General features: G+C 72.0%; 24 protein-coding genes and 1 pseudogene. 10 read left to right on the forward strand and 15 right to left on the reverse strand.

What is annotated here, in order from left to right; all coding sequences use genetic code 11:
• Positions 1–89: 89 nt before the first annotated feature.
• On the reverse strand, positions 90–1,559 hold the full coding sequence (locus tag BV907_RS06300; RefSeq protein ID WP_077488869.1) for an amino acid permease: 1,470 nt from the start codon (positions 1,557–1,559) through the stop codon (positions 90–92).
• Between the two features lie 229 nt (positions 1,560–1,788).
• Between BV907_RS06300 and BV907_RS06305 the strand changes: the two genes are divergently transcribed.
• The 4 genes from BV907_RS06305 to BV907_RS06320 all read left to right on the forward strand — a co-directional run bounded on the left by BV907_RS06305 (position 1,789) and on the right by BV907_RS06320 (position 5,954).
• Positions 1,789–2,007 (forward strand): hypothetical protein, encoded by a 219-nt coding sequence (locus BV907_RS06305; protein WP_077488870.1) that lies wholly within the window; start codon positions 1,789–1,791, stop codon positions 2,005–2,007.
• A 507-nt stretch (positions 2,008–2,514) separates the two neighbouring features.
• Positions 2,515–4,749 (forward strand): heavy metal translocating P-type ATPase, encoded by a 2,235-nt coding sequence (locus BV907_RS06310; protein WP_245827818.1) that lies wholly within the window; start codon positions 2,515–2,517, stop codon positions 4,747–4,749.
• Positions 4,750–4,876: 127 nt separating this feature from the next.
• Entirely contained in the window at positions 4,877–5,272 is a 396-nt protein-coding gene (locus BV907_RS06315; protein ID WP_139346638.1) for a hypothetical protein, read from the forward strand.
• Positions 5,273–5,318: 46 nt separating this feature from the next.
• Complete coding sequence (locus BV907_RS06320; protein ID WP_077488872.1) at positions 5,319–5,954, forward strand: DUF305 domain-containing protein; 636 nt, start codon at positions 5,319–5,321, stop codon at positions 5,952–5,954.
• Between the two features lie 137 nt (positions 5,955–6,091).
• Here BV907_RS06320 and BV907_RS06325 read toward each other — a convergent pair whose 3' ends face one another.
• Complete coding sequence (locus BV907_RS06325) at positions 6,092–6,763, reverse strand: GntR family transcriptional regulator (protein ID WP_175637391.1); 672 nt, start codon at positions 6,761–6,763, stop codon at positions 6,092–6,094.
• A 271-nt stretch (positions 6,764–7,034) separates the two neighbouring features.
• On the opposite strand from BV907_RS06325, the gene BV907_RS06330 reads away from it, so the two are divergent.
• From BV907_RS06330 to BV907_RS06350, 5 genes are all read left to right on the forward strand, one after another.
• A complete protein-coding gene (locus BV907_RS06330) occupies positions 7,035–8,321 on the forward strand; it encodes an MFS transporter (protein ID WP_077488874.1) in 1,287 nt (428 codons plus the stop codon).
• A 167-nt stretch (positions 8,322–8,488) separates the two neighbouring features.
• Positions 8,489–9,109: a TetR family transcriptional regulator gene (locus BV907_RS06335; RefSeq protein ID WP_175637392.1), complete on the forward strand. Its 621-nt coding sequence runs from the start codon at positions 8,489–8,491 to the stop codon at positions 9,107–9,109.
• Between the two features lie 376 nt (positions 9,110–9,485).
• Entirely contained in the window at positions 9,486–10,703 is a 1,218-nt protein-coding gene (locus BV907_RS06340; RefSeq protein WP_245827825.1) for an NAD(P)-dependent malic enzyme, read from the forward strand.
• Between the two features lie 99 nt (positions 10,704–10,802).
• Positions 10,803–11,306, forward strand: coding sequence for a DUF456 domain-containing protein (locus BV907_RS06345; RefSeq protein WP_077488877.1), 504 nt, complete (start codon positions 10,803–10,805; stop codon positions 11,304–11,306).
• A 110-nt stretch (positions 11,307–11,416) separates the two neighbouring features.
• Complete coding sequence (locus BV907_RS06350; RefSeq protein WP_077488878.1) at positions 11,417–12,349, forward strand: hypothetical protein; 933 nt, start codon at positions 11,417–11,419, stop codon at positions 12,347–12,349.
• A 10-nt stretch (positions 12,350–12,359) separates the two neighbouring features.
• Here the strand turns inward: BV907_RS06350 and BV907_RS06355 are convergent, their stop codons facing one another.
• The 3 genes from BV907_RS06355 to BV907_RS06365 form a co-directional block, all read right to left on the reverse strand.
• Entirely contained in the window at positions 12,360–12,827 is a 468-nt protein-coding gene (locus BV907_RS06355; protein ID WP_077488879.1) for an Lrp/AsnC family transcriptional regulator, read from the reverse strand.
• A 408-nt stretch (positions 12,828–13,235) separates the two neighbouring features.
• Positions 13,236–13,520, reverse strand: a complete 285-nt coding sequence (locus tag BV907_RS06360) for a WXG100 family type VII secretion target (protein ID WP_077488880.1) — start codon at positions 13,518–13,520, stop codon at positions 13,236–13,238.
• 127 nt (positions 13,521–13,647) lie between these two features.
• A complete protein-coding gene (locus BV907_RS06365; RefSeq protein ID WP_077488881.1) occupies positions 13,648–14,139 on the reverse strand; it encodes a hypothetical protein in 492 nt (163 codons plus the stop codon).
• Positions 14,140–14,325: 186 nt separating this feature from the next.
• On the opposite strand from BV907_RS06365, the gene BV907_RS06370 reads away from it, so the two are divergent.
• The gene (locus tag BV907_RS06370; RefSeq protein WP_245827819.1) at positions 14,326–15,405 is read left to right on the forward strand and encodes an LLM class flavin-dependent oxidoreductase; all 1,080 of its coding nucleotides are present in this window, start codon (positions 14,326–14,328) and stop codon (positions 15,403–15,405) included.
• A 65-nt stretch (positions 15,406–15,470) separates the two neighbouring features.
• Here the strand turns inward: BV907_RS06370 and BV907_RS06375 are convergent, their stop codons facing one another.
• The 10 genes and pseudogenes from BV907_RS06375 to BV907_RS06420 form a co-directional block, all read right to left on the reverse strand.
• Entirely contained in the window at positions 15,471–16,319 is an 849-nt protein-coding gene (locus tag BV907_RS06375) for an HAD family hydrolase (RefSeq protein ID WP_245827820.1), read from the reverse strand.
• Positions 16,320–16,341: 22 nt separating this feature from the next.
• Positions 16,342–19,236 carry a phosphoribosyltransferase domain-containing protein gene (locus tag BV907_RS06380; protein ID WP_245827821.1) on the reverse strand — a complete coding sequence of 965 codons (2,895 nt, stop codon included), beginning with the start codon at positions 19,234–19,236 and terminating at the stop codon, positions 16,342–16,344.
• Positions 19,233–20,477 (reverse strand): HpcH/HpaI aldolase/citrate lyase family protein, encoded by a 1,245-nt coding sequence (locus BV907_RS06385; protein ID WP_077488883.1) that lies wholly within the window; start codon positions 20,475–20,477, stop codon positions 19,233–19,235. The genes BV907_RS06380 and BV907_RS06385 overlap by 4 nt, the downstream gene beginning before the upstream one ends.
• Positions 20,478–20,555: 78 nt before the next feature.
• On the reverse strand, positions 20,556–21,290 hold the full coding sequence (locus BV907_RS06390; protein ID WP_077488884.1) for a hypothetical protein: 735 nt from the start codon (positions 21,288–21,290) through the stop codon (positions 20,556–20,558).
• Positions 21,291–21,322: 32 nt separating this feature from the next.
• Positions 21,323–21,886: a TerD family protein gene (locus BV907_RS06395; RefSeq protein WP_077488885.1), complete on the reverse strand. Its 564-nt coding sequence runs from the start codon at positions 21,884–21,886 to the stop codon at positions 21,323–21,325.
• Positions 21,886–22,440 (reverse strand): hypothetical protein, encoded by a 555-nt coding sequence (locus BV907_RS06400; RefSeq protein ID WP_077488886.1) that lies wholly within the window; start codon positions 22,438–22,440, stop codon positions 21,886–21,888. The genes BV907_RS06395 and BV907_RS06400 overlap by 1 nt, the downstream gene beginning before the upstream one ends.
• 113 nt (positions 22,441–22,553) lie before the next feature.
• Complete coding sequence (locus BV907_RS06405; protein ID WP_077488887.1) at positions 22,554–23,717, reverse strand: FAD-dependent oxidoreductase; 1,164 nt, start codon at positions 23,715–23,717, stop codon at positions 22,554–22,556.
• A 15-nt stretch (positions 23,718–23,732) separates the two neighbouring features.
• A complete protein-coding gene (locus BV907_RS06410; RefSeq protein WP_217697889.1) occupies positions 23,733–25,139 on the reverse strand; it encodes an NAD(P)/FAD-dependent oxidoreductase in 1,407 nt (468 codons plus the stop codon).
• Positions 25,140–25,177: 38 nt separating this feature from the next.
• Positions 25,178–25,912: an SDR family NAD(P)-dependent oxidoreductase gene (locus BV907_RS06415; protein ID WP_077488888.1), complete on the reverse strand. Its 735-nt coding sequence runs from the start codon at positions 25,910–25,912 to the stop codon at positions 25,178–25,180.
• A 61-nt stretch (positions 25,913–25,973) separates the two neighbouring features.
• Positions 25,974–26,333 (reverse strand): annotated as a pseudogene (locus tag BV907_RS06420) (alanine racemase); the annotation flags it as partial.

Raw genomic sequence — 26,333 nt, forward strand, 5'->3', positions numbered from 1 at the left:
TCGTACCCGCGATGCCAAATCCGGGGCGAGATCTGCACCCGAAACGGGGAAACCGCGTCGAGATGCGTACCCGAAACGGATGTGGGGGGCTAGGCGGTGACCTTGGCCTCCTCCTCGAGAACCTCGCGGTGGTTGGCGATGCGCGCCTGATGCAGCGGGGAGCGCTTGACGATCTGCCACGCGACGAAGAGCACGGCGAACCAGATCGGCGTCACGAGCAGCGCCGTGAGCGTGTCCGGCTGCGTGGTCAGGGCCCAGACGAGGAAGCTGAAGAACGCGAACACGGCCCAGACCATCGCCCGGCCGCCGGGCATCTTGTACGTCGAGGCGGCGTGGAGCTCGGGGCGGCGCTTGAGGTAGACGAGGTAGCTCGCGAGGATGATCGACCACACGAACATGAAGCACACGGCCGAGACGGTCGTGACCATGTCGAACGCCGCGCCGATGCTCTTGCCCGCATAGAGGAGCACGACGCCGGAGAGCAGCAGGACGCAGGACAGGAACAGGGCGTTCTGCGGGACCTTGCGCGAGGAGAGCCTGCCGAAGACCGACGGCGCGTCGCCCTCCATCGCGAGGCCGAACACCATGCGCGAGGTCGAGTAGATGCCCGAGTTCGCGCTCGACATCGCCGAGGTCAGGACTACGAGGTTGACGATCGTCGCGGCCGCGCCGAGGCCCGCGAGCGAGAACATGCCGATGAACGGCGAGTGCCCGGCCATGAACTCGGTCCACGGCGTGACGGACATGAGGATGATGAGCGCGCCGATGTAGAACAGGCCCACGCGGACGGGGATGGCGTTGATGGCCTTGGGCAGGTTGTGCTCGGGGTTCTTCGTCTCGGCCGCGGCGGTGCCCACGAGCTCGATGCCCACGAACGCGAACACCGCGATCTGGAAGCCGGCCACGAAGCCCATGAACTCCTTGGGGAAGAAGCCACCGTGCTGCCACAGGTTGGAGAACGACGCCGTGCCCGCCGACGACGTGAAGCCCGAGAAGATCATGTACAGGCCGGTGCCGATGAGGGCCAGGATCGCGACGATCTTGATGAGCGCGAACCAGAACTCGACCTCGCCGAACGCCTTGACAGTGGGCAGGTTGAGGGCCAGGAGGATGAGGATCGTGGCGACGCCGGGGATCCACAGGGGGATGCCAGGCCACAGCTCGTTGGCGTAGCCAGCGATCGCGATGACATCCGCGACGCCCGTGACCACCCAGCAGAACCAGTACGTCCAGCCGGTGAAGAAGCTCGCCCACGGGCCGAGGAGGTCGCCCGCGAAGTCGCTGAAGGACTTGTAGTTGAGGTTGCTCAGAAGCAGCTCGCCCATGGCCCGCATGACGAAGAAGAGCATGAAGCCGATGACCATGTAGACGAAGATCACCGACGGCCCGGCCACCGAGATGGTCTTGCCGGAGCCCATGAACAGTCCGGTGCCGATGGCGCCGCCGATCGCCAACAGCTGGATGTGCCGGTTGGACAGGCCGCGGGAGAGATGGGGCTCGTCGAGGTGGCTCGACGCTGAGCCGTCAGACGGGACCCTGGGGGTGTTGGGCGTAGTCATAGTGCACAGACCTTCACAGTGGTTTCTTCAAAATGTGATGCCCCTAACAGGGCCTCACCTAGGCTACAGCCCGTCGGATGTGGTCTTGACCATACAGAGTGTCTTGATGGTCGCGGCGATTGCGCGACAGATGTCGCACCGAATCGGCGTGGCGCGCATAAATTAAGTTGTCGGACAAATTCTTGTGCAAGTAAGGTTGACGGTTGAAAGTTGTAGCAAGGAGAAAGTCATGATCCACGGCCGACACCGCCATGACGCGCTGACCGTCGTCGTCGACTCCGCGCGCGAGCTGGACTCCGCGCTGGATTCGGCCATCGGCACCCTCCAAGAGCGCGCCCTCGCCAACCCCTGCTGCGGCATCCTCGTCACCCGTGAGGAGCCCGGGCAGTACACGGTTGCCTTCGACGAAAGCGTCCCGTTCGGCGTCACGCACCAGCGCTGCACGTGAGCCCAACGTAGGCAAGAGGCCCCCGGCTACAGCCGGGGGCCTCTTGCGTTCCGTGCCGCGCTCCGTCTCGGGGTCTGGTGGCACCGTGTCGGGTGGCACTCTGTCGGGTACGCATCTCGACGGGGATTCAGCGTTCCTGGTACGGATCTCGACGCCCAACGGGCATCTCGGGAACACTGCGATGCTGGCGGTGCCGGACGACGGCGTGCGGTCGCCTGGGGCGCCGCACGCCCGCCATCGTGCGTACCCGGAATGCGGAAAGTGCGTCGAGATCTGCACCCGAAACGGGGATTCCCCGTCGAGATGCGTACCCGGCCACCCTTCGCCCCGACGTCCCAGAGGATGTGCTGAGGTTCCATACCCCGACCCCGGCGCCCACTCTTGCGGTGGTATACCCCCTGGGGGTATATTGGACGTGCTGTCAGCGATGGAGGCGGTCCCGGGGCATCCCATTCACCGCCGATCGACCACAGCCCGTACGCATCCCCAGGGAAAGAAGGGGTCATCGTGAACGAGCACAGCGAACACCAGCACAGCGAACACGAACAGCACAGCCGCGTGGCCGAACACCACGCCGAGGCGGGGCACCAGCACGACGCCGGGCCCGCGCCGGACCTCTCGGCCCACCTCCACGAGACGCGCGCCGACGCCCACGCCGTCCACACCCACGGCGAGCACGCGGGCCATTCCGTGGCGATGTTCCGCGACAGGTTCTGGCTCACGCTCGGCCTCACCGCCGTCGTCGTCCTCTTCAGCCCCATGGTGTGGCACCTCTTCGGCGCGATGCCGCCCATGTTCCCCGGCAGCGAGTGGATCCCTCCGGTGCTCGGCACGGCCGTCTTCGTCTACGGCGGCGCCCCCTTCCTGACCGGCGGCCTGCGGGAGCTGCGCGAGCGCCAGCCCGGCATGATGCTCCTCATCTCGATGGCCATCACGGTCGCGTTCGTCGCCTCGTGGGCCACGAGCCTCGGGATCGGCGGCTTCGCCCTCGACTTCTGGTGGGAGCTCGCGCTCCTCGTGACCGTCATGCTCCTGGGGCACTGGCTCGAGATGCGCGCCCTCGGCGCCTCGCGCGGCGCGCTCGAGGCCCTCGCCGCGCTCCTGCCGGACGAGGCCGAGCGGATCACCTCCGCGGGGACCGAGACCGTTCCCGCGGCCGACCTCGCCCCCGGCGACCTCGTCCTCGTCCGCGCCGGCGGCCGCCTCCCCGCGGACGGACGCATCGAGGAGGGCACCGCCGAGCTCGACGAGTCGATGATCACCGGCGAATCCAAGACCGTCACGCGTGGCCCGGGCGACGCCGTCGTGGCCGGCACCGTCGCGACGGACACGAGCCTGCGCGTCCGCGTCGAGGCCGTGGGGGAAGCGACGGCGCTCGCAGGCATCCAGCGCATGGTCGCCGACGCGCAGGCCTCCTCGTCCCGCGCCCAGGCCCTCGCCGACCGGGCCGCGGCCTTCCTCTTCTACTTCGCGACCGCCGCGGGCGCGATCACGTTCGCCGCGTGGACCCTTCTCGGGAGCCTCCCCGACGCCGTGACGAGCAGCGTCACCGTCCTCGTCATCGCGTGCCCGCACGCCCTCGGCCTCGCGATCCCGCTCGTCATCGCCATCTCGACCGAGAACGCGGCCCGGGGCGGCGTCCTCGTCAAGGACCGCCTCGCCCTCGAGCGCATGCGCACCGTCGACGCCGTCCTCTTCGACAAGACCGGGACGCTGACCAAGGGCGAGCCGGAGGTCGTCGGCGTCGCGGCGGCGGGTGTCGCCGCGGGCCGGCATGAGGGCGGCGGCCGGGGCGGCGCGCACGACGGCGGCGCGGGCGGTGACCTGCACGACGGCGACGCGGGCGACGCGGGCGACGGCGGGCTGCTCACCCTCGCGGCGGCTGTCGAATCCGACTCGGAGCATCCCGTGGCCCGGGCCATCGTCCGGGCAGCCCAAGACCGGGGGCTCGACGTGCCGGCCGCGACGGGCTTCGAGGCCAGCTCGGGCCGGGGGGTCCGCGCCCGGATCGGGGGCGAGACCGTCCACGTCGGCGGCCCCGCGCTCCTGGCCGAGCTGGGGCTTGAGTCGCCTGCGGAGCTGCGCGACGCCGTCGGCGGCTGGGAGTCCCGCGGCGCCTCGGTGCTCCATGTGGTCCGCGACGGCCGGGTGGCCGGCGCGATCGCCCTCGAGGACTCGATCCGCGAGGAGTCGCGTGTCGCCGTCACGACGCTCCAGCGCCTGGGGATCCGGGTCGCGATGATCACCGGCGACGCGCAGGAGGTCGCCGATGCCGTCGCGGCAGACCTCGGCATCGACGAGGTCTTCGCCCAGGTCCTGCCGCAGGACAAGGACCGCAAGGTCGCAGAGCTGCAGGGCCGCGGGCTCACCGTCGCGATGGTCGGCGATGGCGTCAACGACGCCCCGGCACTCGCCCGGGCCGACGTCGGCATCGCGATCGGCGCGGGAACAGACGTCGCCATCGAGTCCGCCGGTGTCGTCCTCGCGGGCAGCGACCCGCGCTCGGTCGTGTCCGTCGTCGAGCTCTCCCGGGCGAGCTACCGCAAGATGTGGGAGAACCTCGCGTGGGCCACGGGCTACAACGTCGTCGCCGTGCCGCTCGCCGCAGGCGTCCTCGCCTTCGCCGGGATCACGCTGTCCCCGGCCGCGGGCGCCGTCCTGATGTCCGCCTCAACGATTCTGGTGGCGCTCAACGCCCAGCTCCTGCGGCGCCTCGACGTGGATCCGAGGCATGTCTCCTAGCATGGGGAGCGTGCGGAACGACACAACTCAGAGGCCGATGGGGCCGTTCGGGCCCTTGTCGGCCCGTGAGTTGTGCAGTTTCGTGCGCGTCGTCGCCGTCCTGGCCTTGGCCCTAGGACTCCTGGGCATGCATACGCTCGGCTCGGGCCAGGCGGCCCATGAGGCGGCCGCGGTCGCGACGCAGGGCGTCGGGCACGCCGCCGGAGGGCATGCCGCCGGAGGGCACGCCGCCACGCACGCCACCCATGGCGCTGGCCACTCCGGCGATGCGCGGCTCATGGCGCACGACAAGCGCCTCCGCGACGCTGGCCCAGACGCCACCTGCGTGCCCTCGGACCCCGGGGAGCACAGCGGCGCCCACTGCGTCCCCGCGCCCGGTGCGCTGGCCCCGGTGCCGCCCGCCGTCGTCGTGCTTGACCGCTCCGATGCCCTTCCGCCGCCGCCCGCCGCCGCCCCGCCGCGTTCCGTTCTGGCCCGTGCCCCGACGCCGGACCTCGTGGACCTCTCGGTCAGCCGGACGTGACGGGGCCCGCCCCACCCACACCATTGGACTGACACGAGAGAAGACCATGAACCTCAAGAGCAACACCCTGCGCTTCGCGCTGCCCGCCACGGCCCTCGCCGCCGCTCTCGCCCTCGCCGGATGCGGGGCCCCCGGCCCCTCGACCGCGCCCACGAGCAGCGCTGCGCCCAGCAGCACGGGCGGCGCCCACGGAAACCACGAGATGCCCATGGGCACGCCGAATGCTGGCTTCAACGCCGGCGACGTGATGTTCGCGCAGATGATGGTCCCGCACCACGAGCAGGCGGTCGAGATGAGCGACATCGTCCTGGCCAAGCCCGGCCTTGACCCGCGCGTCGCGCAGCTCGCCGAGCAGATCAAGGGCGCCCAGGCGCCCGAGATCGCGACCCTGCGCGGCTGGCTCGGCGAGTGGGGCCAGCCGAGCATGATGCCCGGAGGCGCCGGCCACGGCATGGACGGCATGATGAGCGCCGACGACCTCGAGAAGCTCCGGGCCGCCGGCGCGGCCGAGGCCGCGAAGCTGTTCCTGACCCAGATGATCGCCCACCACGAGGGCGCCGTGTCGATGGCCCAGACCGAGAAGTCCTCGGGCCAGCACGCGGGCGCCAAGTCCATGGCGGAGTCGATCATCGCCTCCCAGACCAAGGAGATCGAGGATATGAAGGCCCTGCTGGCCAGCTAGCCCTTCCGTTGAGGGGTCACCTCCCTGCGTTGCGGGGTCAATGACGAGACATTGACCTTGGATCGTTGGGAGGTGACCCCGGATCGTTGGGAGGTGACCTCGCATCCTTGCGAGGTGACCCCGGATTCCCTCTGCAGTCAGGCCGAGAGGAGTCCCGCGAGCCCGTCGATGACGGGCTTCCGGCCGGACTCGACGTGGGCAGCGGCCACGGCCTCGGCGAGCTGGGCCTGGCCGGTGAGGATCGCGTCGGCGAGCTCGTCGTGCTCGAGGGCGTTGATCTCCAGCGGCCGGTTCACCGAGAGGCCGAAGATCCACCGGGTCAGGCCGCGCAGAGGCCGGATCGAGCGCTCGAGGAGGGCGTTGTTCGCCAGGGCCACGATCTGGTCGTGGAACGCGCTGTTGAGGTCCGACGTGCGCACGGCATCGCCTGCGGCCATCGCGTCGCGGGCGAGTCGGAGCGTCTCGGTCAGGTGCGCGCCGTCGGCCCCCGCGGCCACGCGCTCGGCTGCGCGGCGGGCCGCGAAGGACTCGAGCAGCACGCGCAGGTCGAAGAGCTCCTCGACGTCGGCCAGGGTGAGGCGCCGCACGACGGCGCCGCGCCGGGGTGCCGTGACGAGGAAGCCGTCCTGCTCGAGCCGGTGGATCGCCTCGCGCACCGGGATGCGGGAGACGCCGTACTGGTCCGAGAGCTCGCGCTCGCGCAGCCTCTGGCCCGGGGTGAGCCGCCCCTCGACGATCGCCTCGAGGATCTGCTGGTACACCTGACCGGCCATCGCCTCGTCGGGCGCCGCTGCTGCCTGATTTTCCACGGTATGAGAGTACGACGTCGGCCGGCCAAGCAGGGCCTCCGGCTCACCCACAGCCGGGATCACCCTCGGCGGGGCGGCGCTGTCGTGCGGCGGGCCACTGGCCCGCAAGTAAGGGGACATAACCCCTCACGTTGAGGGGTCATGTCCTCGGGCGTGAGGGTCACCTTCCCGGGACACATCGCCGCATCAGGCGCCACTGAGCCCCGGCTGACGTAATCTGAGAGCCACCGACCCACTCCGGGTGGGGCGGACGTCAGCAGCGGAGCCGACCATGACCAACCAGACCCCCGAGACGCCCCGGGACATTGGCCCAGCGCTCGCGTTCGCCGAGCCTGAGGTGCCCGTCCGCGCCCCGTGGACCTTCGGCGTCGTCCTCGTCAACCTCGGCATCAACGCGGCCTTCTTCGGCCCGATCCAGGTGCTCCTCGGCCAGCAGGCCGCGCACTTCGACCCGGGCCAGAAGGAGGCGATCCTCGCCCTCGTGACGGGCGCCGGGGCAGCGGTGTCGATGGTCGGCAACCCGCTCTCGGGCGCCTTCTCGGACCGCACGGCCGGGCGCTTCGGCCGCCGCCGCCCGTGGGTCCTGGCCGGGGCGCTGCTCGGCACCGTCGCGCTCGTCGCGCTCGCCGGCGCGCCCGGCGTCGCCGTCATGACGGTCCTCTGGTGCCTCGTGCAGGCCGGGTGCAACGCCGCCTATGCCGCGATCACCGCCGCCATCCCGGACCGCGTGCCCGTCCTGCAGCGCGGGACCGTAGGGGGGCTCGCGGCGATGGGGCAGACGGTCGGTATCCTCCTCGGCGCGGTGATCGCCGCGGCGGTCGCGGGCTCCTTCGGCCTGGGATACATCGTGTGCGCCGTGGTGCTGATCGCCAGCGTCGTGCTCTACCTCGTGAGGGCCGACGACGCCCCGCTCACCCGCTCGTCGGTCGTGCCCTTCTCGCTGGGCGCGTTCCTCGCCTCGTTCTGGGTGAGCCCGAGGGCCTACCCCGACTTCGGCTGGGCCTGGCTCACGCGCCTGCTCGTGAACATCGGCAACCACATGGTCACGCTGTACCTGCTGTTCTTCCTCGCCGACGCCGTCCACCTCGAGCGGACGACGGGCATCCCCTCCGCGACCGGCGTGCTCATCCTCACGGGCCTCTACGCGGTCATGGTCATCGTCACGAGTGTCCTCGGCGGCAAGCTCAGCGACCGCATGGGGAAGCGGAAGCCCCTCGTCATCGCGTCCTCGGCCGTGATCGCCGGGGCCTCGCTCATCCTCGCCTTCTTCCCGACCTGGGTGGGCGCGATCGTCGGCGCCCTCGTGCTCGGGATCGGCTTCGGCGCCTACCTCGCCGTCGACTTCGCCCTCATCACCCAGGTCCTCCCGCGGGCCGCCGACCGCGGCAAGGACCTCGGCGTCATCAACATCGCCAACTCGCTCCCGCAGGTCATCGCCCCGCTCATCGCCTATCCCTTCGTGGCGTTCCTCGGCGGGTACGTCTCGCTGTACGTCGCCGCCGCGGTGATCGGCCTGCTCGGCGCGGTCTTCGTCACCAGGATCCGCTCGGTCGCCTGACCCGCTCCCGCGGCCCCGGGTCACCCCCGCGGGGCCCAACAATGCGGGGCGCCCCGGGACCACCGGGAGCGGGGAGGCGGCTGGCGTATAGTTGGACAGTCCCCGGCACGCCCCACCCCCGGCGTGCGGTCGCTGTGCAGAAGCGTCCGGAGAGAGGTTGCCGCGCTGTGCTCGAACTGCCGCAGGATCTGGTCATCCCAGCCCCTCCCCCTGCGACCCCGCGCCTTGCCGCGCGCTACGAGCAGCTTCTCTCCACGGCCGGCACCTTCGCCACGCGCGAGTACGCGGAGGTGGACGTCGTAGAAGTCGCCGAGGAGGCCGGCGTCGCCTCGAGCACGGCCCACCGCTACTTCCCGTCCTCGGCCCACCTGCTCCTGGCCCTCCACCGCCGCCAGCTCGCCGAGCTCAAGCGCCGGGTCGAGAACCGGGCGAACACTGTCCGTGACCGGCAGCAGCGCATCCGGCACCTGGCCGGCGCCGCCGTCGAACTCCTCCACATGCGCCTCGCCCAGCCGGCCGTGAATGCGTGCCTCGCCGAGCTCGTCGTCCCGGCCGACCACGAGCTCACGGGTCTCGTCGGCGAGGTCGACGAGCTCGCCTGGTCCCTCCTCGCGATGCTCGCTGGGGACGAGGAGCGCGGCCGCAGCATCCTGCACATCGTCTCGGGCCTCGTCTCCGCGGTGCGCACGGGCCGGCTCATGCCGCTCCAGGCCGAGCGGCAGCTCAAGGCCGCGTGCGAGATGCTCGCCCGCCGGGGCGCCGTGCGCACGGCCCCGGCCCGCGTCTAGCCGCCCGCGCCCCGGCGACCCGCGCCCTGGCGACCCGCAACTCCCTGGCCTCCAGAGCCAACTGACCCCGCGTCGCAGGGAGGTGACACCGCGAGAATCCTGCTGACGTCTCTCACTTCCACGTTGCGGAAGCCCGGTGCCGCCCGAGTAAGATGGCCATACGTCCCACCGAGGCCTGCAGCCGCGCACATCCCCGCGCCGTCACGGCCCCGGACGCGCCGCACCCCGGCGGCGCCCCGGATCCTATCCACAGGCTGTGCCCTGTTCAACCCTGCGCGACGTCGCGCAGGCGAGGACTCAGCGCACGGCCCGCCACGCCGTCGTGCGCCCGCGCGTCGGCACGACCCCAGGAGACAGTACCGTGTCCTCTTCCACGATCGATTCGCCCGCGCAGCCTGAGAACGCCCAGCCGCAGGGCGACCAGACCCCGATCACCGAGGCCGAGATCTTCGCCGCGCACGAGGGCGGGAAGCTCTCCGTCGGCGTGGACCGCCCGCTGGCGACCAAGCGCGACCTCTCGATCGCGTACACGCCCGGGGTCGCCCAGGTCTCCCGCGCGATCGCCGCGGACCCGGCCCTGGCCCGCACGCACACGTGGGCGTCGCGGCTCGTCGCGGTCGTCTCGGACGGCACCGCCGTCCTCGGCCTGGGCAACATCGGCCCGAGCGCGTCGCTGCCCGTGATGGAGGGCAAGAGCGCCCTGTTCAAGACCTTCGCGGACCTGGACTCGATCCCGATCGTGCTCAACACGACGGACGTGGACGAGATCGTCGAGACCCTCGTCCGGATCGCCCCGAGCTTCGGCGCGGTGAACCTCGAGGACATCTCGGCCCCGCGCTGCTTCGAGCTCGAGCGGCGCCTCATCGAGGCCCTCGACATGCCGGTCATGCACGACGACCAGCACGGCACCGCCGTCGTGGCCCTCGCCGCGCTGACGAACGCCGCGAAGGTCGTGGGCAAGGACCTCGCCTCGCTCAAGGTCGTCATCGCCGGGGCCGGGGCTGCGGGCATCGCCGTCGCGGAGATCCTCCTGACGGCGGGGGTGAGCGACGTCGTGCTCATCGACTCCAAGGGCACCCTGCACACCGGGCGCGAGGACCTCGAGGGCATGAAGGCCGAGTTCGCCGAGCGCACCAACCCGCGCGCCGTGGCCGGCGGGATCGCGCACGCGCTCGAGGGCGCGGACGTGTTCATCGGCGTCTCGTCCTCGACCGTGCCTGAGGAGGACATCGCGCGCATGGCCGAGGGCTCGATCGTGTTCGCCCTCTCCAACCCGGACCCCGAGGTCGCGCCCGACGTCGCGCGCCGGCACGCCGCCGTCGTCGCCACCGGTCGCAGCGACTTCCCGAACCAGATCAACAACGTCCTCGCGTTCCCGGGCATCTTCCGCGGCGCGCTCGACGCCGGCGCCCGCCGCATCACCCCCGCGATGAAGCTCGCCGCGGCCCGCGCGATCGCCGAGCTCGCCGAGTCCAGCGCCGATGGCCTCTCCGCGGACTACATCGTCCCGAGCCCGCTCGACCCGCGCGTCGGCCCGGCCGTCACTGAGGCTGTCATGCGAGCCGCGGCAACCGCCATCGTCCCCGGGGAGTAGCCTCCCGCAACGCCGCATCGCAACACGCCGTTATCCCGCGGGGATAGCAGCGTGTTGCGATGCGGCGTTTGGCGGGGGAGCGGCCCCTAGGATGGCCGCGTGGACCCCTCCATGCTCGCCGCCGTCCTGTGCGGCCTCGCCCTCGCCGTCTCCGTCGCCGGGACGGTCATCCCGGTCCTCCCGGGCAGCGTCCTCGGCCTCGTCGCGCTCCTCGGGTGGGCGCTCTTCGGCGGGGCGGGCTGGGGCGGCTGGCTCGTCTTCGGCGTCGGCGGCGTCCTGTTCGGCGCGGGCATGGGGGCCTCGGCCATCCTGACCGGCCGCCGGCTCCGCCAGCGGGAGATCCCCAACCGCTCGGTCCTCGCCGGAGCCGTGCTCGCCGTCGTGGGCATGTTCCTCATCCCCGTGGTGGGCCTCATCCTCGGCTTCGCCGCGGGCCTCCTCCTGAGCGAGTGGCGGCGCACGCGGCACCTGCGCGGCGCCGCCTCCTCCGCGTTGGCCGCGCTCAAGGCCACGGGCCTGGGCATCCTCGTCGAGTTCGGCTTCGCCTGCGCCGCCGTGACCGTGTGGGTCGTCGGGATGTGGACGCACTTCGCGGTGCGGTGACGGACGACGGCGGGTGGTCGCCGTCGTGCGTCACCGGTCGCCCGGCCCGCGGTCTTCGCCGGGCGCTCTCCCTGCGGTCCTGCCCGGGGCGAGTCGTTAGCATGGTGGGCATGGCTTCCGGCGAGCTGGGCCGCCAGCCCTCGTTCCACGACCCCCGCGACCTCACGCCCTTCCGCGGCGCGCAGGTCTATGCGCCCGTGCGCGGATTCGGCCGCCGGCTCGCCCGCCGCGTCTCCGGGCGGGTCCGGGCTCCGAAGCTGCGGCGCGCCGCGGGTAGGCCCGAGCGGCTCGTCCACGCCGCCGTCTTCGGCACCGACGAGCCCGAGCGGCTCATCCTCGCCGCGCGCGCCTATCCCGGATGGTCAGGGCTCTGCTACGTTCTCGCAGGCCTGCACGCCTACCGGGCGCACCAGCACGCCCAGGCCGCAGAGCTGCTGGCCCGAGGGCTCAACGGCACGAGCGAGCCGGCCGCGGCGGCCTTCGCTGCCGAGTACCTCCGCGGGCTGAGCCACTGGATCGAGGTCGCCGAGGGCGTCGAGGTCGAGGTCCGCTTCAGCGAGGAGTCGGTCTGCCTGGCCCTCGCGCACAGCCTGCGCGAGATCGGCCGGCCGGAGGACGCCCTCACTGCCCTCGCCCCGCTCCCACCCTCCCTCCCGGCGGCCCTCGCCTCATGCCGCCTCGCCGAGGTCCTTGGCCGGCCGCTGGACGTCGTCGCGTGGACCGCGGGGCTCACGAACCGGGACGACCTCGCCGCTGCCCTGTTGGTCCTGCGCGCCCGGGCGCTGCGCTCCCTGGGCCGCCGCGGCGATGCCGGCACCGCGCTCCGTGAGGCGCTGCGCCGGCGTCGGACGTCCTTCGCCGTGAAGAACGCCGCGGCGACCGAGCGCGCCCTGCTCATGCTCGGCGTCGGACGCCGGACGGTGAGGCCGTGGAAGGCGGCGCAGGGCGGCCCCACGCCGGGCGAGCTGCGGCGCGCCGACGACTCCGAAGCGCGCGAGGCCTGGCTGAGGGACTTCGAGCGGCTTACGGGCGACCGGGGATAGCTGGGCGCGCTCACTCGGCCAGAAGCGCCGTCGTCCGGTACGGGATGACGGTGCGCAGGATCATGCGGGTCGAGGTGCGCCGGATGCCCGGGCAGAGTCGGATCTCCTCGGACACGCGGTAGAGGTCGTCGGGGCTCGTGGCGACGACGCGGATGAGCAGGTCCGTGTCGCCCGCGGGGGCGAGGCACTCGAGGACCTCGGGGATGCCGCGCAGGGCGGCGACGGCGTCGTCGATCCGGCTCTGGTCGAGCTCGGCGCTGACCTCAGCGGTGACGCCGCGGCCGAGCGACTCGGGCTGGACCCTGGTCGAGTGCCCGCGGAGCACGCCGGACGCCGCCATGCGCTCGAGCCGGGACTGGACCGTCCCGCGGGCCAGGCCGAGGCGCTGGGCGAGGACCATGATCGGGGCCCGCGGATCCTCGTCGAGCGCGAGGAGGATGCGCCGGTCGGTGGCGTCGAGCTGCTGCGTTCTGATCACTTCCCACTGCTTTTAGGGGGGCGCGCTGGTCAGATTGACCACTCTACTCCGGTCCAGTTGTCGATGCCGATAGTTGGATGGTCACATGGTGGCAGTCAGTCGCACCGGTCCACCGGCCGGCGCGGCGCGGCAGCGGCCCGCGGCGGAACACCCAGCGCCCGGGACCCGAGGGGGCACGCCAGCCCGCCGCACGAGATGCAACGAGGGCCCCGCAGCATTGCTGCGGGGCCCTCGGCGTCGCCGGGAAGGACCCTTCCCCCGAGGACGACGGCGAGCCCTCTCCCGAGGTTCGTCTCCTCGCCTGAGCTGCTTCTGCTGCCCTGGACCGCTTCTCCTTGCCGGACCACGCAAGGAGAAGCGGCCCAGAGCAGGAGATGTCGGCCCGCGGGCACTGCCCGGTGAGCGGGCTCAGCTGAGCGAGTTGGAGGTCTGCTCCTGGACCCTGGCGTTCGTGTCCATCGTCTTGGCCGCCTCGCGCAGCTCGTCGATGAGCTTGTTCAGGGACTTCAGGCCCTCGGCGTGCCAGTTGCTCCTGAACTGCTCGGCGTCCCGGCCGGACCAGTTCTCCGGGATGTTGTTGCTGATCAGGCCGTTGAGGTTGTTCTTGATGCTCGCGATCTCCTCGGCCTTGGAGTTGAACTGCTTGGCAACGTCGCGCAGCTGCTCGACGTTGGCACCCTGCCTAATAGCCATCCTGTATCCCCTCTCTGGAACGTGCCCCCGGGACCTCCCCGTGAACTCTGGGTCCACGCTATCGGTACCGCTGGTGGGGACGCGATGGGGAGAACTCCACGGTCAGAGCCTCCCGCTGGGGGAGGGGTCAGCTGGCCTTCACAACGAGGATCGGCTGGGTGCCCGTGTGCGGGCGCACGACGGCGCCGGTGGACTTCCCCGTGATGGCGAGCCGTGGCGCCGCGGCGGGGAGGGCGGCGGGCGTCGGGGCCGGTGCGGGCACGTCCGCGGGCTCGGGCCGGAGCCGTCCGGCCGGGGACTGTGCCTCCCGGGACTGGGCCGCGGACGCGTAGGTCGCGGCGCTGTGTGAGGCGAGGATCGCATCCGCCTTGGCGACCACGGCGGCGCGCACCGAGTCCGCGCCCGCGGGTGCCGCCGTCGTCCGCTCCTGTGCCTGCCCGCGCGCGAACAGGCGCTGGAACGGCCGGAGGACGATCCCGAGGAGGGACGCGACGCCCTGGCCGGCCCCCGCGAGGAAGAGCACGATGACGAATGCCATCGAAAAGCACAGGAAGAGGACGCCCCCGATGACGAGGGTTCCGAGATAGACCAGATTGGCCACGAGCAAGGCGTCGTCCACAGCCGTTCCTCCCGACAGGTCACGTCACAAGGTATGCGTGCCCTCCCATGTTTCCCGGGGTTGACTCGCCCTAACAAGCCTCCGCGCATCCTGTTGCAGAAAAGCAACGGACCCGTTATCGAACGTGACAAAGTCGTCACCCCGTGTCTCGGGAACATCCCGCGCCGGGGCGGGGTTGCCGCAGACGTGACCGCCCTGAGCATCCTGGACCTTGCCCCCGTCGTGGAGGGCTCCACCGTGGCCGACGCCCTCGCCGACGCGACGCGCCTCGCGCGCCTCGCGGAGGAGTCCGGGTACCGGCGTCTATGGTACGCCGAGCACCACAACACGGACGCCCTGGCGTCGAGCGCGACCGCCCTGCTCATCGCCAACGCCGCCGCGAACACGTCCACGCTGCGCGTCGGCTCCGGCGGCATCATGCTGCCGAACCACGCTCCGCTCGCGGTCGCGGAGGCGTTCGGCACGCTCGCCAACCTCTACGGCGACCGGATCGACCTTGGCCTCGGCCGCGCGCCCGGCACGGATCCGCGCACCGCAGCGCTCCTGCGCCGCGGCTCGCACGACGACGGCGAGGCCGCCTTCGCGGCGAACATCCGGCTCCTCGCGTGGTACTTCGGGGAGCAGGTCGACGAATCAGTACAGGGTGGCGGTACCGAGTCCACCCAGCTCTCGCACGGCGTCCACGCCGGGGTGGCCCGGGGGACGAACGTGCCGCTGTGGATCCTCGGGAGCTCGACGGCGGGTGCCGCCCTCGCCGGGCAGCTCGGCCTGCCCTTCGCGGCCGCGAGCCAATTCGCCCCGTTCCAGCTCTCCGAGGCCATCTGGACCTATCGGCAGATGTTCAACCCCGCGGCGCCGACCGCCCAGATCCCCGAGCCCTACGTCATGGCGGGGGCGAACCTCATGGCCGCCCCGACGCGGGAGGAAGCCGAGCACCTCTTCACGACGCACCAGCAGATGTTCCTCGGCATCCGCCGGGGCACCCGCGGGCCGCTGCGCCCGCCCGTGCGAGAGCTCGACTGGGCCCCGCACGAGGAGCAGATGGCGTCCTCGGCCCTGCGCGTCTCCGCGGTTGGCACGCCGGAGGAGTGCGCGGAGTTCCTCAGGACGTTCGCCGCTTCCTACGGGATCGACGAGCTCATCCTCACCGGCTACGCCCACGACCCGTCCCTGCGCGAGCGCTCCTTCCGGCTCATGGCCGAGGAGTGGGACCGGGTCCCGGCGGTCGAGGAGGATCCGGCTCCCACAGGCCGCGCGAATTGTTGAGTTGAGCAGGGTGCGGGACGCCGGCACCCTGCTCTGCCCAACAATTGGAGGCGCGGGGGGACCCGCTAGGTCCGGACCCGCACCGCGGCGAGGGCGGCCTCGAGGATCTCCTGCCCCGAGCGGACGCCGGGCGTGGAGGTCACGACGAGCCCGTCCCGCAGGTACCCGACAGCCTCGAGCTCGCCGTGGCAGGGCCGCAGGGGGAGGCTGGCCATCTCGAGCATCCCCCGGTCCAGGAGCGAGTCCCCGGCCGCGACGAGGGTCGTGGCCCCGACCCGGTCCATGACCTCGGCGATCGCGGCCTCCTTCGTCACGGGCGCTGGGACGCAGTAGAGCTTGCGGCCCTGGAGCGAGACGACCCACCCGAGCTCCGCGCACCAGGCCGTGAGCCGTGCGACGTACCCCTCGGGCAGCTCCGCCCGCTCGACGATGGCGTACGCGAACAGGTCCTCCGCCGTGCGGACCCGCTGCACACCGGGCGCCGGCTTCGCGCCCAGGTGCGCGAGGACCTCGGCGAGCGGCGCGGACCCGCGGTCGACGGCGTCGCGCACCTGGGCGGCCCAGTCGCCGTCGGGCTGCCCGTGGTGCAGGAGCACGCCGCCGTTGGTCGTGATCGCGTACCGCGTGCGCGGGAGCTGGACGCGGCGGAACTGGGCGCGCGTGCGGGTCGTGACGGGCACGAGGAACGAGTGGTCGAGGAGCTCGAGGAGGAGGTCCTCGGCCTCGCGCGTCATGTAGCTCAGGGGAAGCTGCTCGTGGACCTCGCTCACGACGAGCCGCGGGGCCTCGTGGTCGGGGCCCTCGAGGTAGAGGGCCTTGGCGGAGTAGATGAGCGTCCTGTCCAGGTCGCACGCGACGACCGGCAGCCCCGCGAGGTGGGCGGGCAGGGGCGCCCGCGGAATGAGGGGGCTCACCGTCCCGCCCAGTGTCGCCCTGTCAGACATCGAGCACCGTCTTCCCGTCGGCCCCGGTCGCCCCGGGGGTGTACTTCGGATGGATGAGCCCGACGCAGCTGTAGGGCAGGCCCTCGACCGGCTCAACCGGGACCCCCCGTTGCTCGGCGAGCAGGAGCACGTGGGCGAGCTCGCCCCGCACGAGCCGGCCGCCGGCGTCGCGCGCCAGCAGCTCGGGGCGGGCCAGGACCTTCCAGGGCACGCGGCGCAGGAGCACGCGGGTCGTCTCGCCGACGCCGGGCTTGACGAGGTTGACCGTGTGGTGGGCAGGGCCCAGGCCGTGCTGCTCGGCAATGCGCTCGACGGCGGCCCAGCCCGCCCAGGTCGGCTCGGTGTCCGGCCGGGGCTTGCTGGCGGCGGGGCTCGCGCCCGCGCGGGAGACGGGGCCGCCCCGCGCCCCCGGGAAGTGCGCCGCGACCGCCTCGACGAACTCGCTCGAGACGTCCCCGTCCGCGAGCTCGCGGTAGAACTTGGCGCCGTGGTAATCGTGGGGGCCGATGAGCGCGCGGTTGTAGACGGTCCGCGAGACGAGGCCGGACACGGTCGAGTTGAGGCACGCCGACGGGATGAGGAAGTCGTCCCGGGTGCCGAAGACGCGCACGCAGTGGCCGGGGTCGGCGAGGACCGCGAGCTCCGGGGACAGCCGCACGCCGTCGGACTGAGCGAACGCCTCGACGGCGGCCGCGAGCTCGCGCGCGATCGCGCCCTTGCCCGTCCACCCGTCGACGAACATGATCTGCTCGGGCCGATGCCGCGTGAGCAGGAAGCGCAGGGCGTTGGCGTCGATCCCGAGCCCGCGCACGATGCTCATCGTGTAGTGCGGCACGTCGATCCCGCGGACCTCCCGCGCCCAGCGGCGCATGAGGATTCCGACGGGCGTTCCGGCGCGCGCGAGCGAGACGAGCACGGGCTCCCCGGCCCGTAGCTCGAGGACCTGCTCGGTGACCGACCCGACCGCCTCCGCGATCCGCCCCGCGCTCTCGGCGAGGGCCTCGCGGAAGAGCGCCCGGTACTCGGGGCTGGGCTCGTATTCGTGCGGGAGCGACTCGGCGTAGCTGGCCCGGCCCGACTGGATCGCGGCCTCGCGCACGTGGGTCGGCGCTTCGAGCGGCGCGCCGCTGAGGTCCGTCAGGAGCCAGCCGACGTCCTCCGCCGGGTACGAGCCGAAGGTGCCCTGGCCGTGTGCGGCGACCCCAGTTCCCGGACCGCGCAGCGGCTCGGGGAACGGCGCCGCGGCCGGGAACTGGAGCACGACGACGTGGCGCGCCACGCGCGCGAGGGCCTCGACGGCGCTCGGCTCGCCCGCTGCGGCCGTCCCCGGGACCCCGGGGGTCTCGAGCGCGGCGCGCGGCGTGCCCGGCTCCGGGACGTAGACGACGACGTCGAACTCCTCGCCGGGCGTGGCCAGGTTGTAGGCGAACCGCAGGCCCGTGCCGGGGCCGCCGTCGACGGCGTGGTCGTGCGAGGCGAAGCGGACGGCGGAGCGGATCGCGTACCCAGGGTCGTCCTGGGCGAGGACGGGGGAGCGGGTCGTCGAGGAGAAGAGGACGGTGGCGGAATCGGGCCGGTCGCGCCCGAACGCGAGGCCGTCCGCGATGGCGAGGGGCAGCGCGAGGTGCTCCTCGGAGCCCAGCACGAGGATCCGGCCCGACCGCGGCACCGCGGACAGGAGCTCGCGCAGGAGGTCCACGGCCTCGAGCGCTTGGAGGTCGAGCGGCGGCTCGCCCGCCGCCGGGGCGTCGTCGGGGGCGTCAGCGCCGGCGGGCGTCGCCGGCTGGGCCGTGTCGACGCCGTACCGGGCGCTGCGGATCGCGGAAGGGGACACTCCGGCGGCCCCCGGAGCCGGCACGAAGGCCACCCTCCCGGCCACGCCGAGATGGGGGTCTGGGTCGCCGAGATGGGGGGACGTGCCGCCGACGTTGGGGGGTGTGACCGTGAGATGGGGGGACGTGCCCCCGAGCTCGGGTCTCCCGTCGACCTCCGCCAGCCATGTCGCGGACCGTTCGTGCAGGTCCTCCGGCAGGGAGATCCGGCCTTCGGCGAGGGCCACGACCGAGAGTTCGCAGCCGAGCTCGACGGCGAGATCGTCGAAGCGCGCGCGGTCGGCGTCGGAGCGCAGGTCCACGAGGGTCGCGACGACATACCGCCGCGCCTGGGCGCCCTCGGAACCAGCCGCCTCGCCCTCCGGCCGCCAGGACCCGTGCAGCTCGCGGACGGTGTTCAGCACCGTCTGCCCCGTGCTGAGCTCGTCGTCGACGAGCACGACGGCGTCCGCCCCGGCGAGGCGCCCGGGATCCGTGGGCGTGAGCTGGTGGCTCGTGGCGTGCGAGTGCTCCTCCTCGAAGGCGCCGTAGGGGCGCACGGCGACGGCGGCCCGGGTCGAGTGCACGTAGTACGAGCCGAGGAACTCGGCCACGAGGTGCCCGAGGCCCGTCGCGGTCTCGGCGTACCCGATCGTCGCGAGGGCCACGCCGGCCGCGGGCGGCCGCGCGGGGAGCGGCACGACCTCGCGGCACGCGGCGGGCGTCCCGGCCAGCCATCCCTCGAGCGCTCGCGCACCCGCGGCGAGGCCCTCGGCGCCGGCCGCGCCCGCGGTGCCGCACGCCGTCGTCCCCGGATCCCACGGCAGGCCGAGGCGGACGGCGACCGCGGCCCCGAGCAGGCGCCCGGCGCCGATCGCGAGTCCCGGCGGGGTCGGCACGTGCTTTGCGAGCGCCCGCGAGACGAGCAGCTGCGCCCGCCGCGGGTTGCGCCGGAGTGCGAGTCCCACGAGGGCGTCGACGGGCAGGAGGCTGCCGGGCGCCGTCGTGAGCCTGATCCGGAGCCGCTCGCCCACGAGGGCGCCGGTCCACGCACCGGCGATGGCGGGTCCGCTCACTTCATGCTCGCTTCCAGGAAGTCGACGAAGTTCACGCGCGGCCGCGCGACCCCGTAGGCCTCGGCGCGCTGGAGCGTGCGCCGGGCCCACGCGCGGTGCGGCTTGGATTCGTTCATGCGCGTGCCGGACTTGGATGCGCTCGCGCCGCCGCCCTCCGAGCCGATGATGTCGAGGGCATCCTGGTACTCGTCGTGGTTCACGACGTGCAGCGCGTGCACGACCGGCACGTGCGTGGGGTGGATGACCGTCTTGCCGGTGAGCCCGTTCGCCTGATCCAGCTCGATCTCGCGGATGAGCCCGTCGAGGTTCGCCCCGAGGAGGTGCTGCCGGAGCATCGCCGAGTTGGCGACCTCGAACGGCGTCGCGCGCAGGAGGGGCCGGAGGATCCGCTCGGTGTTGGAGTAGTGCTCCCACACCGTTCCCGAGATGACCCAGCCGTCGTCCGCCCGCCCGAGGATGCCCACGACGTCGGAGATCACGTCGGCGACGACTCCGACGTGGTAGATGGTCAGGTCGCGCGAGCGGCGCAGGCCGTACGCCGACGCGATGTCGGTCGCGCCGAGGCGGATCGAGAGGATCTGCCCGCGGTGCGCCCGCAGGAGCTCCCGCACCGCCAGCAGGGCCTTGACCCGGGACTCGCGGTGCGTCGTGACAGGGTGCTCGATGATCGGCATGGCGCGCAGGGGCACCCTCGGGGCGAGCTCGGTGTTGAGCCGGTCGAGGGCGGACAGGAACCGCTCGCCGCGGCCGGAGGCGTTTTCGAACTTGGGCAGAACGAAGCCCGTGAGCAGCTCCGCGGCCGGCCCGAGCCGGCGCCCGACGGCGAGCAGCTGCTGGGGCGTGCGGGGCCGGACGAACAGGAGGGGCAGCCGCTCGGGCCGGCTCCCGCTACTTGTCCACACCCCGGCGGCGGGGTTGCCGCCCTCGGCCGGGGCGATCCCGTCCACCCCGGCGAGGCGGCGGCGGCCAAGCTCCTCGAGCGCGGCCACGACGTTGTCCTCGGCCCCAGCCACGGCCGAATCGGCGACGGAGTCCTCGAGGCACAGCACGGTGCTCGTGCAGCCCGAGCGCGCGCGCTTGAGCAGGCCCTCGGCCAGGCCGGGGCGGGTCCCCGGGGTGTAGAGGGTCGCGCCGAGCCCGACGGCGAGGGTCGTCGGGTCGGATTCAGGGGTCAGCTCCCGCGGCGGCCGGTGGAAGAGCCGGTCGCGGGTGCTGTCGTTGAGGAAGGAGAAGTGCAGCACGGGGTCCCCCAGGATGTTGTCGGTGCATGCTTGACCCGGACGTCTTCCGGTCTCGACGGATCTCCGGCCTCAGCCGGCCTAGCGCAGCGGGGCCCCCAGTCCCACGGTCATGGTGAAGGCGAACTCCCGCCAGATCTGCCCGTCGTCCCAGTCGGCCGGAACGGACTCCGCGCGCAGCTCGAGCACGGAGCCGATCCGCGTGGCCGTCAGCACGGTCCGCTGCCCTGCGCCGAGCGAGCCGTGCACGGCGACGCCGGCGCCCGCGAACGCGACGGCCGTCATCGGCCCCTCCGCGGCGATGAACAGGGCGCGCCTCAGCTCGCGCGCATGCCTCAGGACCAGCACCGCGTCCCGGCTCACGAAGCTCAGCAGCGGGCGGTTCCCCGCCGTCTGGATCGGCGTGCCGATCTCCTCGCGGTGCACGCTCTGCGCTCCGGTCGTCCGGTCGGCACCTTCCCAGGCGACGCCACGGGCGCCCGTGACGACGAGCGAGCCGACGCCCGCCTGCCGCGGGTTGAGGCGGACGACGGCGTCCCGCGCCGTGAGCTGGCGGAGCTCGCCGAGGGCGGGGGCTGGGTAGAGGCGCTCCTCGGGGGAGGCCGGGCGGGTCGGGGTCCGCTGTGCCGCGGCGGTGGCGCCGCGCCCGGCAGAGGGAGCGGAGAGGTCAAGGGGGTTGCGGCTCTGCCCTGTCGCGACCGCGGGGGTGGATGCCGGCGCTGACAGGTCGAGAGGGCTCCGGCCGTGCGCGGAGGCGGGGGAGGACGGATGGGCCGCGGCAGGCTGCTCCCGGACGCGCCGGGTCAGGAACGGCACATCGGAACCGCTGAGACCTCGGCGATCCCGCATCAGAGGGCCAGCCCGAAGTCCTGGGCCACCCCAGCGAGGCCATTCTCGTACCCCTGGCCGAGGGCGCGGAACTTCCAGTCCTCGCGGTGCCTGTAGAGCTCGCCGAACATCATGGCCTTGATCCTCTCGCCGTGCGCCTGAGGCACGTCGAAGCGCAGGAGCTCGGACCCGTCCGGCCGGGCCACGCGGATGTAGGCGCTGCGCACCGCCCCGAACGTTCCGGGCCCCCGCAGCTCCGGGTCGACGTAGGCCAGGAACGCGATCTTGGCGACCTCGGCCGGGACGCGCGAGAACTCGACGTCGATCTGCTCGACATCCGCGCGCGCCTGCGGCGCCTCGGAGAACCGCACCCCGCCGCCCGCCGTCGTGAGCTGGTTGAAGAACACGAGGTGCTCGGGGGTGACGGCGCGCCCGTCGGCGCCGCACACGATGGCCATGGCCGTCAGCTCGGACTGCGGCCCGTTGCTCGGGGTGGTCTGCCAGCCCATGGCGACCATGACGCCCGCGAGCCCGGGGTTCTCGGCCGTGAGCGGGGCGTTGCTGCCTGCGACCATCGTGGCCATCAGCGGGTGTCTCCTTCATGCGAGTCGGGGAGCTGCCCGCCCCCGCCGGGCGTGAGGCGGATGCCGCCCACGTCGAACTTGTCCTGGAGGAACCGGCCGTGCACGCTCAGCTCCGCGATGGCGCCGGAGCGGACCTGGTGGTCGAGGTCGAGGGCGGTCGAGTGCAGGATGTCGAGCTGCTCGAGCAGCTTGTCCGTCTCCGGGCTCGCGTCCTGGTGTGCGGACGGCGGCAGCGCGCGGTAGACCCGGAGAGACGTGGGGAGGTAGTCGGTGATCATCGCGTTCAGCAGCACGCGCTGCTCGGTCGACGCTGTGTGCTCGGCGATGTAGTCGATGAGGGCCCTCAGGAGGTCGTCGGTCTGGCGCAGGCGCGATGAGGCGAGGGTGGGCAGGACGGCGCCGGCGCGCCGGATGGCGCTGCGGAGATCGCCGAGGGCGGCGCGCGTCTGCTCGAGCTCCTGCTCCTGGGTCACGGGCAGTCGCTCGTCGAGGATGCGCTGCGGCTCGCGCTCCGCACCGCCCCCGAACAGTGAACCGAAGATCTTCGCCACCATGGCTTCAGCCTAGCGGCTGGCGCCGACAGCGTAATGCGGGTGACGACAGACGGCCGTTGCCGGACCCGAGAAAGAGTCCCGCAACGGCCGTCAGCCGAAGGGCGGTCCCGAGGCTACTGCGCCGCGGCGGCGGAGGGCGTTGGCTGCGTGGTCGTGAACCGTCCCGGACGCACGAAATCCAGGCCCTCGAAGGTCTGCGTGCCGAGCGCCTCGTGCGCGGCGATGTGGCCGTAGCCGGTGGCCATTTTGAAGCCGCCCCCGTTGAATCCGGCGGCACAGTAGACCCGGCTGTTCTCCTCCATCCAGCCGATGAGCGGACTCTTGTCCTGGGTGTAGAGCTCAGGGAAGGCGTCCGAGCGGACAATGGTAGGGATGAGTCCCGGGAGGAACTCCGTGACGGTCTCCGTGGTCTCCGCGATTTCCTCCGGGGTGAGGTCTCTGGGCACGGAGTCGGGGTTCGGGGTCGGCCGTCCGCGGCCGTCCAGCGTTGCCTTGACCGTCACCCCATCGACGGCAGGTGCGCCGTACATGGAGCGGTTGTCGTACACCCGGCTGAAAGTGGTGAAGTTCTCCGGCGAGAACTGCGCGCCGTCCTCGGCGACGAACCAGGTCAGGATGAGCCGCTTGGTCTCCACCGCAGCCTTGAGGTAATCGGGCATGAGCCTCTGAGCCCAGCCGCCCGCGGCGACGATGACCTTCTCGAACGTCCACGTCCTGTCGCCCGAGGTGACCACCACGCCGTCCTCCGTCTCCGTGATGCTGTCCACGGGGGTGTTCTGATGCACGGTGGCGCCGTTGGCCTTGGCCGCCGCAATGGCAGCGCAGACCGCGCGGTCGGTGCGCAGGACGCCCGCCCGGGGATCGTAGACGGCGACGTCGTCGGGGTGGAGGTTGTGCTGGGGGTAGCGTTCCGCCAGGTCGTCGTGGCTGAGGAGCTCGAAGTCGGCCCCCGTCACGCGCGTCGTCTCGAGGACGCTCGTGATGTAGCTGCCGTTCTCCGTCCCGATGGACAGGCCGCCCGTGGGCGTGAGGATCTCCTGCCCGGTATCCGCCTCGAGCTCCGCCCAGAGGCTCCGCGAGCGCTCCATGATGGGGTAGAAGCCGGGGTTCCCGGTGTAGATCATGCGGAACAGGCGGGTGTCCCCGCCCACAGCACTGCGGCCGTGGGCGGGGGTGGCGGCTTCGAAGCCGACGACGGAGTCGGTCAGCTTGGAGGCCTGCCACAGGGCCATGCTTCCGATGCTGCCCAGGCCGATGACTGCGAGTTTCGCGTCCATGATGCCAGTGTCCCTTTACTCGTGAAGGCCGGCGAGTCGGCTGCCGAACTTGGCCAGGAGAGACGTCTGGCTCGACCCCCGGCGCTCTTCCCACTGGTCCGCGATGCCGAAGAGCCGGTACATGGCGTGGACGCCCAGGAAGCGGAGGGGCTCCGGCTCCCACTTCTTCGAGCGGTAGCCGACCCAGGGAAGGCTGGTCCGCTCGGTCTCCTTCTCGAAGGCCAGCTCCACGAGGGTCCTGGCGCCGACGTAGGCGGCCGTGACGCCGTGGCCCGCGTAGCCGGTGGACGAACCGACCCCGGAGGCCGGATCCCAGTGCACGCCGCCGTTCCAGTCACGCGTGACGCCCAGGACGCCCGACCAGGCGTGCTCAGCCTCGAAGGGGATGCCCGGGAAGAAGGTGCTGAGCTTGTGCAGGATGAGGTCGATGGTGGACTGGGCGGTTGCGCCGTCCCCACCCGTGCCTGAGCCAAAGCGGTAGGGGACACCGCGGCCCCCCATGGCGATGCGGCCGTCCGCCGTCCGCTGCGAGTAGATGAACGTGTGCGCCGAGTCGTTGAGGCACTTGGCACCGTTCCAGCCGATCTGCTCCCAGGCCTCGTCCGAGAGGGGCTTGGTGATGATCATCGATGAGTTGATCGGGATCAGGGTCCGCTTGCCCAGCAGCGGTCCCGAGTAGCCCTCGGTGCAGATGAACGTCTTGGCCGCGGAGACGCGTCCGTTGGCCAGGGTCAGGGTCTTGCCCTCGACGCTGTCCACTCGGCTGCCCTCGTAGATCTGGACACCCATGGACGTCAGGGTGTCGGCGAGGCCGTACACGAGCTTCGCGGGGTGAATGCGGGCGCAGTGCTTGTAGAAGAGCCCACCATGGACCGTGGAGATGTTGATCTGGCTCTGGAACTCGTTCCGGCCGATCAGCTGGCTCTCGTCCTCGGTCAGGCCGTACTTGAGATCAGCCTCACGCCTCGCGACAAGCCGGCCCAGCCCTGCCTCAGTGTGGGCCGCGACGAGCGCCCCACCCTTGTCCTGGTCGGCGTCGATGCCCTCGGCCTTGAGGATGTCCAGAACAGCGTCGACGCCGTGGACGAATTCCCGCTGCAGTGCCCGGCTTGCTTCGATCCCCCCCTCGGAGGCACGGGCGAACCTGGCGCGGTTTCCCGCAGGCATGGCCGAGAGCCAGCCACCGTTGCGGCCTGAGGCGCCGTAGCCGACCTGCTCGGCCTCGAAGACGGCGACCGAGAGCGACGGCTCGAGCTTCTTGGCGAAGTATGCCGCCCACAGGCCGGTGTAGCCGCCGCCGACGATGGCGACGTCGACGGAGTCCTGGCCGGTGAAGCGGGGGAACGACGGCCGCTTGTCCGCCTGCCCGGTCATCCAGAAGCCGAGCTCTCCATTGCGGGGGGTTGCCGCGAGGGCTGTCATGATGTGTCTTTCTCTGTCTAAGGCGTGGTGGGTGGGAGCTAGAAGGCGGTGTAGCCGCCGTCGACGGGGAGGGTTGCCCCGGTGATGTAGGAGGACTCCGAGGAGGCGAGGAAGAGCACGGCGTCGGCGACCTCCTCCGGGGTGGCCAGGCGCTGGAGCGGGATCTGCCCCTCGCGCTCGCGGCGGGTGGCCTCGGGGTCGGCCTTGCGCTGGAAGGAGGCCTCGATGATCGGGGTCGCGGTCAGGCCGGGGGCGACGACGTTGACGCGGATGTTCCGGGGCGCCCACTCGATCGCCGCGCCCTTGGCGAGCATGATGAGCCCACCCTTGGCCGCGGAGTACAGGACCTCATGGGGCTTGCCGACCATGCCGAGGCGGGAGCTGACGAGGACGAAGGAGCCGCCCGTGGCGGGCATGAGGGGCGCGAAGTGCTTCATCACGAGGAACGAGCTGAGCAGGTTGCTGTGCAGCGTGTTCTTCGCGTCCTCGTAGGACATCTCGGTCAGCGGGCTGCTGACCTGCAGGCCGTGGTTGAGCACGACGGTGTCGATCGTGCCGAAGGTCTCGGCGGCCTCGCGGGCCAGGCGCTCGACGAAGGCCTCGTCGTTGAGGTCTCCGGGGACGTAGACGTCCTCGGGCTGGGCGCTGTCGATCTGCTCCTTGCGCCCGGTGAGCAGCAGGCGTGCGCCTTCGCGGCGGAAGTGGGAGCACACGGCCTGGCCGATGCCGCTGTTGGCGCCCGTGACCAGGGCGGTGACCTTCTCGAGTCTCATGACGACCCTTTCTTCAGGGGTGGAACGGCGGCCGGGGCGGGGGAAACCCGCCCCGGCCTTCTCAGTTGAGGAATCCGCGGGCGTCGACGGGCCAGCGCTCGAGCGCGGTGCCGGTGCTGTCGGTGACGATGTACTCCTCGAAATTGACCACGACCGGGCAGACGTGGTTGGGCACGACGGGGAGCACGGTGCCCACACCCGGGCGGAAGCCCTCGGGGAGCGGGAGGAAGCCGTGGTATTCGTTGAGCTTGGACAGCACGGCGCTGGTGCCGGCAATACCGCCGAACCCGCGCTCAGGGCTGCCCTCGCGGCCGAGCACCTTGGTGCCGATGTCGAGGATGACCTGGTCCGGAACCCAGTCGCTGACCACGGTGCCGGCGACGAACAGCGCGATCTGGTCCTGGGTGCAGGCGCCGAGCCT

Source organism: Sinomonas mesophila (genome assembly GCF_001999765.1).
Taxonomy (GTDB): Bacteria; Actinomycetota; Actinomycetes; order Actinomycetales; family Micrococcaceae; genus Sinomonas; species Sinomonas mesophila.

What these genes read in the sequence shown, in the direction of transcription:
- BV907_RS06395 (WP_077488885.1), bottom strand. Translation starts at nt 21,886, where the DNA reads ATGGCCACGATGGTCGCAGGCAGCAACGCCCCGCTCACGGCCGAGAAC.
- BV907_RS06320 (WP_077488872.1), top strand. Translation starts at nt 5,319, where the DNA reads ATGAACCTCAAGAGCAACACCCTGCGCTTCGCGCTGCCCGCCACGGCC.
- BV907_RS06300 (WP_077488869.1), bottom strand. Translation starts at nt 1,559, where the DNA reads ATGACTACGCCCAACACCCCCAGGGTCCCGTCTGACGGCTCAGCGTCG.
- BV907_RS06405 (WP_077488887.1), bottom strand. Translation starts at nt 23,717, where the DNA reads ATGGACGCGAAACTCGCAGTCATCGGCCTGGGCAGCATCGGAAGCATG.
- BV907_RS06415 (WP_077488888.1), bottom strand. Translation starts at nt 25,912, where the DNA reads ATGAGACTCGAGAAGGTCACCGCCCTGGTCACGGGCGCCAACAGCGGC.
- BV907_RS06305 (WP_077488870.1), top strand. Translation starts at nt 1,789, where the DNA reads ATGATCCACGGCCGACACCGCCATGACGCGCTGACCGTCGTCGTCGAC.
- BV907_RS06410 (WP_217697889.1), bottom strand. Translation starts at nt 25,139, where the DNA reads ATGACAGCCCTCGCGGCAACCCCCCGCAATGGAGAGCTCGGCTTCTGG.
- BV907_RS06400 (WP_077488886.1), bottom strand. Translation starts at nt 22,440, where the DNA reads ATGGTGGCGAAGATCTTCGGTTCACTGTTCGGGGGCGGTGCGGAGCGC.
- BV907_RS06315 (WP_139346638.1), top strand. Translation starts at nt 4,877, where the DNA reads ATGCATACGCTCGGCTCGGGCCAGGCGGCCCATGAGGCGGCCGCGGTC.
- BV907_RS06360 (WP_077488880.1), bottom strand. Translation starts at nt 13,520, where the DNA reads ATGGCTATTAGGCAGGGTGCCAACGTCGAGCAGCTGCGCGACGTTGCC.
- BV907_RS06350 (WP_077488878.1), top strand. Translation starts at nt 11,417, where the DNA reads ATGGCTTCCGGCGAGCTGGGCCGCCAGCCCTCGTTCCACGACCCCCGC.
- BV907_RS06330 (WP_077488874.1), top strand. Translation starts at nt 7,035, where the DNA reads ATGACCAACCAGACCCCCGAGACGCCCCGGGACATTGGCCCAGCGCTC.